Here is a 14,290-nt window from a genome sequence, read left to right on the forward strand (position 1 = left end):
CTACCTCCGCCGTTGTCGTCGTCTTTCCCGCAAGAGGAAACGAATAATGCTGTGGCAATAAGAGTCGAAAGAATGAGTTTTTTCATACTTTTTATTTTTAGAAATCTATATTTAGGACACAAAAGTATGAAATTTAAATTCTTAATAATCAATAATTAACAATAGTTTAGTATCTACTTTAAGGGTAGATTGGGGAGACTTTCTCGCTTGAAAGGGGAGCTCAGAGTCAGGAGGAAGGCTTTGAGAGCTGCTTTTTCTTCTTTGGTAAGAGAGAGTTTTTGAAGCAAGGGGTCTGTGGTGGGGAATAAAGGGTCGTTTTCCTGATCTTTGCGAGGCTTAGGGTGCGCCATTCCTGCATCATACATTTGGATAACCTCGTCCAAGGTAGATATTAGTCCATTGTGCATATAGGGTGCTGTACGAGCTACTTCACGTAGGGAAGCAGTCTTAAAACGACCTACATCAGCTTTCTCCTTGCTAATTTTGTATCTACCCAAATCCTCATATTTACGTCCATAGTAGGATAGTCCTAAGTTGTGAAACTGTTGGTCAGAAAAGAGGGGAGAGAAATGACAGTTAATGCAGCGAGCCTTGGTACGGAATAGGTGTAGTCCTAAGACCTCCTCATCAGTGAAGAGGTTTTTGTCGCCTGCAATAAAGCGGTCAAACTTGCTTTTTCCACTGACAATGGTACGCTCATAGGTGGCAATCGCATCAAAGATACGAGAGAGGGTAATGGTCTCATCACCAAAGGCATCCTTGAAGTAAGGGCGATAGCCTTTGATACGTTTGATATGCTTTACGGCTACTACTTCATGAGAAGCCATCTCTACAGGATCGGTAAGAGGGAACATAGCCTGAGACTCGAGGGAGCTTGCCCTTCCATCCCAAAAGAAAGTCGTATGATAGGCCATATTGAACACCGAGGGAGAGTTTCTTATACCATTCTTTCGGTCATGACCAAAGGAAACACTACGCCCATCAGCCCATCCTAATTCAGGATCGTGACAGTTGGCACAAGAGATCTGTTTGGATTTTGAGAGACGAGGGTCAAAGAACAGGAGCTTACCTAGTTCTTTTTTTGCATCCGTGTAAGGGTTGTTCTCAGGGAAAGAGAGCTTAGGTAAGGAACCAATCTCCACATAGCTTGCTTTTACACTTTCATCCAAGAAAGGAGCTTCCCAGTTTTTGGTATCCCCACTGCTATAGGCTTCTCGGAGCTGAGCAATATATTCAGGTTCGTACAAGGAGTCTTTCAGCTGAGTGAAAGAGAAGAAAACCCCTATACAAAGAGGCAAGATAAATAATTTTTTCATTTTAGGGCTTTAGGGTTATGGAGGCAAAGATATGATTTTTATTTTAGAAGAGAAATAGAAAAAGCTACCCCATAGCGATTGGCTCCCTTGAAAGAAGTAGTATAGGTGGAATGGATACCTGTGATCAGTAAGGTTTGCTTGGAAAGGCGCTTCTTGAGGTCAGTTCCTAAAGAAAGCTGATAGCGGGTAGTGAGGAAGAACTTATGGTCAGGGTAGATGACTTCCCCATAGAAAAGGCGCAGAGTACGGGCAGCATAGTCCCTTTCCTCATAAGGTTTGAGATAATCTTCGTTTTGGTTGATTAACTTGTTATGGAGAGGAGTGATAATAGTGCCCTTTAGGAGTGGACGTATTAGGAAAGTATCCACCTCATAATCCTTTGCCCAAAGAAAAGAAAGAGCCAATGTACTATGATCGGTAAGTGTTTTGGCAATGATGTCTTTCTGATAGGCTCCCTGATAAGCTCCTTCAAAGGCAAGCTCACGGGAGGTAGTTCCAATGTTTTTTAACAAATTGGCAGAGAAAGTAATATCTTCTTGGTAGGAACGATAGCTCCGTCCTTGGCGTTTCATAAGGCGATTGGTAGCTTTCCTTTGGGAGGCTACTATGGAGAAACTCAGTACTTGGTCTTCTTTTAGTTGTTTGATATAGTGTGATTTAACTAAGAAATTATCTTCATAGAGGCGGGCTATGATATCCTCATCAAACTCACTATCGTTACCATTGAGGTAGGTTTTCGTAAGTGTATTTCTATAGCTTCCTTCTACAAGGAATTTGTGTTGTTCTCCTGTGTAATGGTAGCCCAGTGCAAAGCCGTAATAGTCGTTGTTATGCTTATTATTAGCATTGGGAGGGAGCTGAAAAGTGCCATACCCCAGTTGCCAGCGATTATACTTGATGTAGTTATTAGGAGTTTGTCCCTCTTCGTCGACAAATTTCAAAAGATTAGTAGCTTTGTTGTATCCATATTCTCCAGAAAGGGCTATTTTGTGTTTCGGAAAGATACGAAAGGCTGTTTGTGCAGTGAAATGGAGCTCATTATGGCTTGTTTTTGGGCGAGGATCGTAGGATTCTCGGAATTTTTCCTCATAATTGATACGAGTAGCGAGGGTTATATCCCATACTTGTTTGTAGATAGGAATGCCTGCTCCACCGAAGATATTGTACTGTTGGTTTACCCAAGGGGCGGGACGGCTTACAGCAAAGTAATGAGGATCAGGCATAAGTCCATTAGGCTGTACTTCTTCTTCGGAGAGCGTCCAAGCCTTGTCTTTCTGATAGATACGTTGTAGGTTGAGCTTTCCAAAGAAATGGATACGCTTATGCTTATAGAAACCATAGGAGTGCAACCCAAAGTCTGTTTGTTCCTGAGCCTCTTGTGCAAGGCGAAGATTACCCTCCTTATGGTTAAGGTATAGGCTACTGAAGGTAAAATTGTCAACGGGTATCTCTGTAAGAAATATAGGAGAGGACTCATATAGAGTATACATTTTTCTAAACAGTTCAGTGTCAGGGGCAATTTGTCCAAAAGAAGTAGCTCCAAAGAGCCCACATAAGGGTAAAAAGAGTCTTTTCATAGCAAAAAAGGAAAGAATGAGTGCCCTAAGGCACTCATTCGTATAACTAAACAATAATTAATCTAAAGCACTAAGGTCAAATATTTTATCTTTTCTTTCAAAATCATTAGAGGAGTTGTTGGTATCTTGGTAACGAGTGATACCATTTCGATTGTCTTTTACTTTACGGATAAATACTTCAGAAGAATAAAAGCCCTTAGCCTTGAGCTCTCCTGCATCTATGCTGTTGGGGAGACGATGAGGCAGGTAATCACTATCTTTAAAATTTTGACCATTGATTCCATCAATAATTTTATCCAAAGGAATCTGTACATACTTAGCAGTAGTAGCAGTTACATTGGTTACCGTAGGCATTGGAACACGCTTATATGCCTGATAATTTTCCTTAGTATCTCTGAATAGGATATAAGCTTCTCTACCCATAGTGTCCAAAAGGAAATCTTTTCCACCACTTTTGTGGAGCATCACCATATTAGTAACGGCTGGATTATCACTATCCAGAGTGCCAGTTTTAACAAAAGAGTTATCTAGATATACTTCAAAGTGAGCACGGCTTAGGTCAACAGTTAGCTCAGGATTTAATACAGGCTGTCCAGGGATAGGTTCTTTGTGGTTACGAGCAGAAGAGGCTACAATTTTGGACTTACCAGGAGCTAAAGGATATTCCCTTCCACTGCCAGGAAAAGCAATCACAGTCTTAGCATATACATAGTCAGTATTGGCTTTTTCACCTAAGCCTTCTAAGCCTTCAGCTTGTTTCCAATCATATTTTCCTTCAGCATCATATCCTTTTTTACCTTTATTACTTGCAGAGAGTTTTTGGACTCCTTGTAGCTTGGCAAAGTAGATTCCATCCAAATAGATAGTATCAGAAGAGTTATTATGTACCTCGAAGAAGCTATCAAAGTATTTGGCAGCTGTTTGTAAGTTGGAACCTGTGTAGTATATCTGTTTGATAACCAAGTCGCCCATACGGGAAGTACTCATCTTGAGAGAGAAAAAATTTGTTTCTCTGGAGATGGTTACACCTTGCTTGGAAGCTGCAAAATTAGCCTCATTGTCAAAGCCAAAAAGGGTGTTATTTTGTTCCTTAGTTAGGGATTTTGATACCTCTATATTATAGGTGCCGGGTAGGAGTTGTAGGATAGCCCTTCCCTCGTCGGATGTGGTAGCCTCATACTGTTGTCCTGTGGAGGTATCAATAAGTTTTACCACAGCACCAGAGGCTTTGAGGTTATTGAATTTCTCTCCATAAGTAGCCTCTACAGTATAGGAAATACGGGATACTTGTCCGTTGTCATTTCCACTGCTAAAGCTGTCATCATCCTTACGACAAGCACTCAGTAGTGCTATGCAAGATAAAAATAAAACAATTTTCTTCATAAAAAATTAATTAACTAATAATTGTATAGAATAGCTGTTAGTTATCTAGTAGCTAATAACTTATAGATGGTCACTAGCTATTAAATCATATTTTTCCAAATTTGAAAGTAGCGGTAGCTCCAAAGGAAATAGCTTCATTGACACGTGTTTCGGATCCAGCAATGACTATGGTAGGTCGATAATTCGCTACATTGTTGATATAGAAAGACAATGATAATCCATTCTGTAGTTCTTTAGTAAGACGTAGGTGGAAGTTATGGTACATAGGAGTACGTCTGTCTTGGTTTGCGGTCCCTACTACTCGGTGGAGTGACTGATAGCGACTATTGCTTCGATCAGCCTCTGGGATTACAATATGTTCCAATTGGTTGTTGAGGTAGCCCAAGGGGTAAATCTCCTTGATTGTAGCAAATTGGTTGCTAAAGGTGAATTGCTCTATAGTCAGGGAGGTTAGTAGTCCTAAGAAAGGAAGGTGATAGGTAGCGGTAAGTCGTAAGCTGAGTTTGTCAGCTCTATTGGTATCTCTTGGGTACAATATATAACGATGTTCAGTATCAGCTAAGTTGGTATTGGGTACTTGGTTAGGCAAGTTGCTGGTTGATTCGGAATATACATAACTTCCAGAGAGGGTGAATTGGGTATTGATAGCTTTAATTTTGTTAAAGTGCATCATCAGTTCAACTCCTGTATCTCTATTTTTAGCTGTATTTCCCGTAGTCTGGTATTCTAATATTATATTTTTATAATTTGTAATAGTATATGATGGAGGTAAAGAAGGGTTGGGGTTAGGGGTAAAAGTTAATTCTGGTATAGGATAAAGTCCTAAGTAAGGAGTGTTCTCGAATCCATCATAATTATAGTTGAGAAATCCGGTAAGGTTGATACGTACAAAAGATAAAGTAAGGTCTGTTCCTATCTCATATTTCCAGGCTTTGGCAGGCTTCAGAGGTACTTCTGGACGTTCTATCACATAGGTTTGTATGTAATTGACCGCATAGTTAGCAGTACGTAAGTCTTTCACTAAGATATCAAAGAAGACATTCCCAGGGAATCGGTTCTGTAAGGAAGGTGCCTTGGTAGCTAGCCCTGCTCCAGCTCTGAATTTCACAGAAGGGGAGAGGGTAAAGGCGATATTGGTACGAGGGCTGAGTGAGGAAAAACCATTTTGGTTCTCATACCTTAGCCCTAAGTTGGCTGCTAAGGACTGACGGTTATTGAAAGTATAGGTGATATTGTCCTGTACATAGAAGTGGAAGAGCTTATTGGCAATTACATAACGATTAAAGTTCAGCGCCCGTACTCCCTGCCTGCTATCTGTTCCTCCTCTGTTAGGGCTTAGAGAAGCCAAGGTAGAAGCGGAATTAGCATCAAAAATCTTTCCTTCTCCTATATTATCACTATAAGTAAAGCCTGTTCCAGCTGATAATAGGTGGCGGAAATTATGATGAAAGAGATCTTTGGAAGCGCTCAGATTCAGGGCGCCATTAATAGGTTCGCCTATAGTACGCTCCTTGGACATATAGGAGACAGGTGTATAGACTCCTTGGTGAAAAGAGGTACGGTCAGCCAAAGGGACAACATTACCTATCCCATTGACATAGTATTCCTTAGTAGAATCTGTTCTTATGTGTGAGAAGCTCAGGGAGCTAGTTAGTTGGTCTATCCAAGGGCTTTCCAGCTGTAAGGTAGTACGGTTGCTTAGTGTATAGCTATATTCTTTTTTTGAAGATCCATTACGGAAAGCCTGATCTAATTCTTTGTATTGCTTGCTACCATCTAAGTTGCTTCTTGCCGATAAGGAAAGAGTATTCTTTAAGCGTTGGGAAGGGCTGTGAGTGCTCCATATCCCAGTGGTGGTAATGCGGTTGAACGACATCAGGTCATTACGAGGGTCACTATTGGAGTTAAGGTAGTCTATAGAGAGACTTAGGCTTCCCCAGTTCTTAGGGAGCTTGAATCCTTTTTGAGCACTGATCGTATTACCTCCCCCTACCATAGAAGCTGAAATTTGCAGAGGAGAGACACCTGCCTTTCGCTCTACAATAATCAATCCTGAAGTAGCATTACCATATTTAGCATCAGCGATACCACTGATGACTTCTACTTTTTCTATATTGGAAGCTGGAATAGTACGTAGGTCAATAGAACTATTGGCGTGGGAAAAAGCTGCCTTATTGTTTCCTCCTTTTTGTGTAAAGGAATAGGTTTGCATATTCTCATCATTGGAGATATACATATCATCTATGATAAAGCCAACTCCAAAAGCATTATTTTGGTTTTGAATAGCTGTACGTAGTTGGATATCTTTTGGGCTATCCAATGCGATATTTTTGATGGGTTGTCCAGGGAGTTGTTGGAGTACATCAGAGAGGGAGAGTGATTGGAATTGGCTAATAGCATATTTGTCAAGGATAATTGCCGAGCTGGTTTTGTCCTTGACTTTATCGGCGGTAACTACTACCTCCTTGAGGGATAGAGTTTCTTCTTTGAGAGTAATGGTTAGAGAAGTTTTTTCTCCTTTTAAAGATAATCTCTCCATACCTAGAAATTGTATATCTAAGTCATATTCTTTGCTGAAAGGTAGAGAAAACTGTCCATTCTCATCACTAATAGCCCATTTCTTAGAGAGCTTATCCATAATACTAACTCCCATAAGAGGAACTTTCTGTTCATCAAGAATAATACCTGTAACTCTTTGTTGTCCAAATATAAAAGAAGAGCTTATAAAAAATAATCCTAATAATAGAAATTTCATCTGCAACTAATTTCGTTGCAAAGATATTATTTAAAGTAAATCTAATTTCAGTTTTTAACATATGTTTATGCTAAAATTGTTTTCATCTCTCCAATACATATGTTTTCATTGTTTATAAAAGAGGAAAGTTTTACCAAAGTAACCCCCATAAATTCTTGAAGAATATTGATGTGGGTTTTGAGTACTTCACCTACTTGTAGGGGTCTGTATATTTCTATCTGTTTGATGGCTCCTATATATCCCATAGGGGCAGGTTGGTGGGCTAGATAATAGCTGTAACCTTTATGTAAGGCGATACTTTGGGCTAGGTGTTCTATGAGTCCTGATTCAGCAAAAGAGTCTCCTTCTACAAAGGGGGTAGTAGGGGTAATGGTCAGTCCTGTAATGGCTGATGTTTCATTATATTCCCATAGGCTATCTACTAATATCATAGGAGAACGCTGGGGAATGAGCTTTTCTATGGATTGAGGTTCTAAAATAGGAATCTGCATATCTTTTATTTATGTTACAATAAAAAAAGCGGTCAAAGCCGCTTTTTTATTTTTAAGCATCTATATTTGCATATTTGGCATTTTTCTCAATAAATTCACGTCTAGGTGGAACATCATCCCCCATTAACATTGAGAAAATTCGATCCGCTTCTACGGCGTTTTCTATGGTTACCTGCCTTAAGGTTCTGTGCTTAGGATCCATAGTGGTATCAGCCAGCTGCTCTTTATTCATTTCTCCCAAACCTTTGTATCGCTGTACAGTTACTTTGGTTTGTGCTTGTTCGTAGAAAGCCTTGGTAATGGAATCACGTTCCTCATCGGACCACGCATATTGCTCTTTCTTACCTTGCTTGAGGAGGTATAGGGGAGGAGTGGCTATATAGATGTGTCCTTCTTCGATGAGTTCCCTCATATAACGGAAGAAGAAAGTGAGGATAAGAGTCGCAATGTGAGAACCATCCACATCAGCATCACACATAATAATTATTTTGTGATATCTGAGCTTGCTAATATTCAAAGCTTTAGCATCTTCTTCAGTTCCAATGGTAACCCCTAAAGCAGTATAGATATTCTTGATTTCTTCATTATCAAGTACCCGATGTTGCATAGCTTTCTCTACATTGAGAATCTTACCACGCAAGGGGAGAATGGCTTGGAACTTTTGGTCACGTCCTTGCTTAGCTGTTCCCCCTGCTGAATCACCCTCCACAAGGAAGAGTTCACAATTGGCAGGATTTTTGTCTTGGCAATCAGCAAGTTTACCTGGTAATCCAGCTCCACCCATAGGCGATTTTCTCTGTACAGCTTCACGAGCTTTCTTGGCAGCTAATCTTGCTTGGGCAGCTAAAATCACCTTATTCACAATCATTTTGGCATCCTCAGGGTTTTCTTCGAGATAGCTCTCTAGCATATCAGAAACTGCTTGAGAAACAGCAGCGGTTACCTCTCGGTTTCCTAGTTTTGTTTTGGTTTGTCCCTCAAATTGAGGTTCTGCTACCTTGACAGAAATAATTGCAGTGAGCCCTTCACGGAAATCATCTCCTGAGATTTCTAAAGGATTTTTCTTGTCTTTATTGACTTTTTCCAGTAATCCAGATTTATCAGCATAGTTCTTTAGGGTACGTGTAAGCCCCATTCTGAAACCTTGCAAGTGAGTTCCTCCCTCGTGTGTATTGATATTATTCACATACGAATGTAAGTTCTCATTGAAAGAATCATTATATACCATAGCTACCTCTACAGGAATATCATTCTTTTCTCCTTCCATTGAGATGATTTTCTTGATGATAGGAGGGCGATTACCGTCTAAGTATTGTATAAATTCCTCGAGCCCTCTTTCAGAGAAGAAGGTCTGAGTAATTGGATTTCCTTGTTCATCCTTGGAGCGTAGGTCGGTTAGGGTAATATGGATTCCTTTATTTAAGAAAGCTAGTTCTCGAATACGGTTTGCTAGAATATCATAATTGAATTCTATTGTTTGCTGGAATATCTCAGTATCAGGAAGGAAAGTAACCTTAGTTCCTCTTTTGTCACTGGTGCCTACTTCCTTTACGGGATATAGGGCTACTCCTCGTTCATATTCCTGTTCCCATATTTTTCCTTCGCGATATACGGTAGCTCTAAGGTGGGTAGAGAGGGCATTCACAACCGAAACTCCCACACCATGCAAGCCTCCAGATACTTTATAAGAACCCTTGTCGAATTTTCCTCCAGCCCCTATCTTAGTCATTACTACTTCTAGGGCAGAAACACCTTCTTTTTTATGTAAATCTACAGGAATTCCTCGACCATTATCCTCTACAGTAACAGAATTATCAGGGTTGATAATTACTGAAATGGTATCACAATATCCTGCGAGAGCTTCATCAATGGAGTTATCAAGTACCTCATACACTAAGTGATGGAGTCCTCGGACTCCTACATCCCCTATGTACATAGAAGGGCGTACACGTACGTGCTCCATCCCCTCTAAGGATTGAATATTATCAGCTGAATATTTCTCTTTGTTTAATTCGTCACTCATTGGAGTTCTTGTTTATAAAAAATCGGACAAAGATACAATCTTTTTTCCTCTCAAGCAAATTTTCAGCATAAATAATGAGATTTTTTTTTATTGTGTATTGTTTAAAAAATACTTATTTTTGCCACCAAAAAAATGCGTAATTTATGAAATGGCAAGGAAGACGACAAAGTGATAATGTGGAAGACCGCCGAGGTGTGGGTACTACAGGAAAAATAGCCGCTGGAGGAGGAGTATTAGGGATTATTATTCTTCTTTTACAGGTATTTGGAGGGGAAACAGGACAAGCAGTAGCTCCCCTTTTGGAACAATTCAATCAAGCAGGACAGACCTCCCAAGTAGCTAATGAGGCAGAGCTTACAGAAGAACAAAAGGAGATAAAAGCGTTTACTGCTACTGTCCTAGCAGATACTGAGGATATATGGGCAAAAATATTCAAAGAAAATAACTTAGGTACTTACCAAAAACCTACTTTAGTTCTTTTCACTGATGCTGTACAGACAGCTTGTGGGAGTGCTAGTAGTGCTGTAGGTCCTTTTTACTGCCCCGCAGACCAGAAGTTATATATGGATATGAGCTTCTTCGAGGAACTTCGTACCCGATTTGGAGCCAAAGGAGGAGATTTTGCAATTGCCTATGTAATGGCACACGAGGTAGGACACCATATCCAAACTCTTTTAGGAACTTCTCAGAAGGTACGTAAAGCCCAACAGGGGCTTAGCCAAAAGGAAGCAAATAAACTTTCAGTAGCTCTAGAACTCCAAGCGGATTTCTATGCAGGGGTATGGGCGCACTATGATAAGCAATATTTGGATGCTGATGATATAGAAGAAGCCGTAAGTGCTGCTAATGCAGTGGGTGATGATGCCATTCAAAAACGTATGCAAGGACAAGTAGTGCCGGATTCCTTTACCCATGGAACTTCCAAGCAACGTGTTCATTGGTTTATGAAAGGTTTTGAGACTGGAGATATCGATCAAGGAAATACCTTTGATGAGTATAAGTAAGAAATCTTAAATTTAAAAAGAGTAAGTTAGCTTATCGCTATCTCTCTAGAGGAGATAGAGGAAAGTCCGGACACCACAGAGCAATATAGCGGGTAACGCCCGTCCGCCGTGAGGCGAGGACTAGTGCAACAGAAAGCAAGTACAGTACGGCTGTAGTGAAATCAGGTAAACTCTATATGGTGCAACGCCAAATAAACCGACAATCAAGAGTGGCTCGCTCAATGCCGGAGGGTAGGCGGTTAGAGCTAATAAGTAATTATTAGCCCAGATAAATGATAAGCACTTTCCCCTTATAGGAAAGCACAGAATCCGGCTTATAACTTGCTCTTTTTTTATATAACTTTTACAAATTTTCTGTTTGGCTAGGGAATAACTTCTCTCTCTCCTTCTTGGGGACTTTGGCAAGTACTTGGTCGTAAGAATGCTGTATCATCTCCTTGATAAGGGCAAGGGGTAAGCCTTCTAAAAGCACAGTATTCCAATGTTTTTTGTTGAGGTGGTAGCCCGCTATAATCTTATCGGGGTATTGCTCGCGGAGTTCTATCGCGCGCTCGGGGTCGCACTTGAGACTCACCCGCAAAGGTACTGATTCTAAACTTGTAAGCACAAAAATACGATTACAAATCCGAAATACTAAAATATCCTCGCCAAAAGGCATATCCTCAGTAACGTGGGGCAAGGAAAGGCAATATTCTCTAAGTTCTTCTAAGTTCATTTTATTTAGGTAAGAGGGGACTTATTCCTCATTATTAATTCAGCACACACGTGTGCCAAATTTTTAATATCAGTATTTTTATTGTTGATTTACTTTTTATATATCGATACACACCACCGATAGGTCTTTTTTCTTATTGCGAACAATGCCATAAAAACGATTTTTGTACCAAAGTATTTGTTGCTCATAATCAATAGTGTTTTTGCCAATGTCTAATGAATGAATGATCTCTCCAGTTAAGGCATTTATAAGTATAGGTTTTTGCTTTTTATCACTTATGATAATGCGTTCTCCACTCCGTACAAAGCGTACTGTTTGTCCCGTATTATAACTAAATACTGTCTGTCCGTTATTCAGCGAAATTCCATAAAAATAGCCTCCTTTGCCTGCCGTACCAAAATATAAAATATCTTTATATTCCTCTACTTCAGTGTAAAGATAAGCAGAGAGTTTGTATTTCCAAAGTGTTTTTTGGTTCTGTTTATCTCGGCAGCTCATCATAAAGGGAGATTGCATAAAAACTTCTTTATCTCCAAAAGAATAGACTTTAGCATCATTGAGAATTCGCTTTTGAGGGATAACACAGAAAGATTGTTCTATCACTTCATTTTCAGTAATTTTAAATACTTTATTGGTTACAAAAATATTGCCGAGTTTATAGTATTCAATGAGTATAAAAAGTTGTTCGTCTTCCCAATAATAATATACATCACTACTATAGCAAGTTTCTTCTTCCTCAAAAAAGAAAGAAAGTCGTTTTTGTGATGTAAAATCTTCTGAAAAGATATCTACAAGAATATAACGATCTACATACACTCCGTTTTTCACCATTTTTTTAGAGACATTGGCTGAGGCAAATTGCAATACAGCTATTTTCTCCTGAAAAGGGACAATATCTACCACCCTATAATAGCGAAAAGGGTTGTTAAAAGTATTTAAGGTATGGTAGTTTGTCATATATTACTCAAAAATCTTATTAATTTGTGCGGAAGGGTTTGCTATAAACTCTTCAAAGGTACAGAGTTCGGTGAAAGTTTTGTGTTCGTAATCGGCAAAGGCGAGTTTTTTATTCCTAGGATACCATACCAAAAAGCCTTCAGCACCATACCTATCGGCATCGGAAAGGAGGTCGAGGAATTTTTTGTTTTTCCACTTTACTTCCTTAACATCACTTAGCGGGGCAAACTCTACAAAGCTGGTATATTCGCATTCGGGCAAGGGAATACGTCTATCGGTAGCGCGCATTAGGGCGATGAGTCCTTCGGGAAGTTTGTAGGCTTTTAAGGCTCGCAAGCGCTCTTCCTCGTCGTGCCACTCGGCAGGCTCTACCGATTTGATATACTCGGCAACTGCTTTCTGCTTGTTGCGCAGAGCGTAATGATAGGCACGTCCGCCGTATTTATCTTTGTAGGAAAGGTCGGCACCCAGCTCAATAAGTCGTTTTACCAAGGCAAGGTGACCTTTTGAGGCCGCCACTTGTAAGGGCGAGGCATTGTAAGGATATACCATATCAGGCTCACAATAGTTTACATCAAATCCGTGAGCGATAAGGTAGTCTGCTAGTTTATACATACCTTCCGAAGCTACCTTTCTCAAGGTAGTACCGTCGGGAGTGAGTTTAAAACCGTTTTCTATCAGCAGAAAAGCTATTTCTTCATTTTTGCTATAGATAGCAGCCTGCAAAGTAGTGAGGTGGGTACGGGCATTCACATCGGCACCTTGTTTAATCAACCATTTTACCAACTCAGGGTCGCTATTCTCACTCATACAAACATTAATAAGCGCTGTTTTGTTTATATGAGCCCCCTTATCAACTAAAAACTCTAATAGTTTCTTTTTGCGATTGGACAGGGCAAAGTCAAAAGGTGTTTGAGAATAACGTTCGTGTACGCGGACTTCTTGGTTGATATCCCAGCCTTTGGCAAGTTCAGCTTCCAAGGCAGGAAAATCTTCCTTACGCAAGAGGGTTACAATTTCAGGACATTTAAAAGGTGCTTTTTTCTGGGCAAAGATGTTTCTTTCTTCCATAATATAATTTGTTTGTATGCTTTAGCTTATAAAAAAATTCCTAGCATCCTCTAGGGTCGAAATAGGATTGTATTTATTTAATAAATCAATATACTCTTCATCAGAGAGTAAGGCAGTATAATCACTGCGATGTTTTGCTATAAGATAGGGTGAATATCTATTTTCTTCTTTGTTTGCGGAACAAGGAAAGTTTGTAAGTTTTCTGTTGTAAATTTCTTTAATTACCTGAGCTTGTTCCTCACTTAGGTAAGGATGATGGGTGCGGTATATATTGGCAATATTCTCATAGAAATCACCCAAAAGAATGGGTACATTTGGATAGATAATATGTACTAACTGCAATAACCCATAAAAAATAAAATTCTGCAAGTTATCTGCTATAATTTCAGCAGAATTAAAATCGTACCAGTCCTTTACGATAACAGGAGGTAGCTCTGGTTTTTCTCTATGATAGAAAAAACAAATATCTCCTTCACATTCTGAGGCAAAAGGTACCAAAAGATATTCAGCTTTAATTCCTCGCTGAGATTTATAATCTTCTATTAAATTTACAATCTCTTCTGGATCATCCAATCCCATAAATTGATCCCTAAATAAAAGTAACGGAGGATTTTTTTTTAGCTCTGGAAACACTTCCTCCCACCATCTTTCTTTTTGCCAACGAACATCCAGCATTCCATCCTCATAAAGCTGGTGATATAGCTTGGGGTACTGAAAGTTATAAGTTTGTTCTATTTGTTGTAATGGGTTCATATTGCTGAGGTTTGATGTTAATTTCTCACATATCTTCCCCTATATCTTTTAAGAAGCTATCTATTGCCTCAAAAGAGCTTTTAGAGGAAAATGCATATATTAATTGACTGCCTTTGTCTAATATAGCAATACTATCTGTGGCATCCCCATAAAAGTCGGCTCCTTCTAACCAATGATGGAGGGCAAAAGATTTTTTGGGGAAACGCTCTTTTATAGCTATCAATTCCTCAGGAGTGATATATTTA

Annotated in this window: 11 protein-coding genes, 1 other RNA gene and 1 pseudogene; 2 read left to right on the forward strand and 11 right to left on the reverse strand. The window is 39.5% G+C overall.

The features are described 5' to 3' along the window. Positions 1–173 precede the first annotated feature (173 nt). From RYK20_RS09455 to gyrB, 6 genes are all read right to left on the reverse strand, one after another. Positions 174–1,316, reverse strand: coding sequence for a cytochrome c peroxidase (locus RYK20_RS09455; RefSeq protein WP_314895232.1), 1,143 nt, complete (start codon positions 1,314–1,316; stop codon positions 174–176). A gap of 38 nt (positions 1,317–1,354) precedes the next feature. Further along, positions 1,355–2,893, reverse strand: coding sequence for a DUF6850 family outer membrane beta-barrel protein (locus tag RYK20_RS09460; protein ID WP_314895233.1), 1,539 nt, complete (start codon positions 2,891–2,893; stop codon positions 1,355–1,357). Positions 2,894–2,950: 57 nt separating this feature from the next. Then, entirely contained in the window at positions 2,951–4,276 is a 1,326-nt protein-coding gene (locus tag RYK20_RS09465) for a DUF4876 domain-containing protein (RefSeq protein ID WP_314895234.1), read from the reverse strand. Positions 4,277–4,361: 85 nt separating this feature from the next. Beyond that, entirely contained in the window at positions 4,362–7,031 is a 2,670-nt protein-coding gene (locus tag RYK20_RS09470; protein WP_314895235.1) for a TonB-dependent receptor, read from the reverse strand. A gap of 65 nt (positions 7,032–7,096) precedes the next feature. Beyond that, complete coding sequence (locus RYK20_RS09475) at positions 7,097–7,522, reverse strand: hypothetical protein (protein ID WP_314895236.1); 426 nt, start codon at positions 7,520–7,522, stop codon at positions 7,097–7,099. Positions 7,523–7,574: 52 nt separating this feature from the next. Next, complete coding sequence (gyrB, locus tag RYK20_RS09480; RefSeq protein WP_314895237.1) at positions 7,575–9,545, reverse strand: DNA topoisomerase (ATP-hydrolyzing) subunit B; 1,971 nt, start codon at positions 9,543–9,545, stop codon at positions 7,575–7,577. A 143-nt stretch (positions 9,546–9,688) separates the two neighbouring features. On the opposite strand from gyrB, the gene RYK20_RS09485 reads away from it, so the two are divergent. Both RYK20_RS09485 and rnpB read left to right on the forward strand, forming a co-directional pair. Beyond that, a complete protein-coding gene (locus RYK20_RS09485; RefSeq protein WP_314895238.1) occupies positions 9,689–10,549 on the forward strand; it encodes a neutral zinc metallopeptidase in 861 nt (286 codons plus the stop codon). A gap of 18 nt (positions 10,550–10,567) precedes the next feature. Then, positions 10,568–10,881, forward strand: an RNA gene (rnpB, locus tag RYK20_RS09490) — RNase P RNA component class A. 11 nt (positions 10,882–10,892) lie between these two features. Here rnpB and RYK20_RS09495 read toward each other — a convergent pair. The 5 genes and pseudogenes from RYK20_RS09495 to RYK20_RS09515 all read right to left on the reverse strand — a co-directional run. Further along, positions 10,893–11,264 carry an MmcQ/YjbR family DNA-binding protein gene (locus RYK20_RS09495; protein WP_314895239.1) on the reverse strand — a complete coding sequence of 124 codons (372 nt, stop codon included), beginning with the start codon at positions 11,262–11,264 and terminating at the stop codon, positions 10,893–10,895. A gap of 96 nt (positions 11,265–11,360) precedes the next feature. Further along, on the reverse strand, positions 11,361–12,221 hold the full coding sequence (locus tag RYK20_RS09500) for a dehydrogenase (protein WP_314895240.1): 861 nt from the start codon (positions 12,219–12,221) through the stop codon (positions 11,361–11,363). 3 nt (positions 12,222–12,224) lie between these two features. Continuing rightward, positions 12,225–13,292: an ankyrin repeat domain-containing protein gene (locus RYK20_RS09505; RefSeq protein ID WP_314895242.1), complete on the reverse strand. Its 1,068-nt coding sequence runs from the start codon at positions 13,290–13,292 to the stop codon at positions 12,225–12,227. Between the two features lie 21 nt (positions 13,293–13,313). Then, complete coding sequence (locus tag RYK20_RS09510) at positions 13,314–14,045, reverse strand: hypothetical protein (RefSeq protein WP_314895243.1); 732 nt, start codon at positions 14,043–14,045, stop codon at positions 13,314–13,316. Positions 14,046–14,070: 25 nt separating this feature from the next. Beyond that, positions 14,071–14,290 (reverse strand): annotated as a pseudogene (locus RYK20_RS09515) (hypothetical protein); the annotation flags it as partial.

Source organism: uncultured Capnocytophaga sp., assembly GCF_963525585.1.
Classification (GTDB): domain Bacteria; phylum Bacteroidota; class Bacteroidia; order Flavobacteriales; family Flavobacteriaceae; genus Capnocytophaga.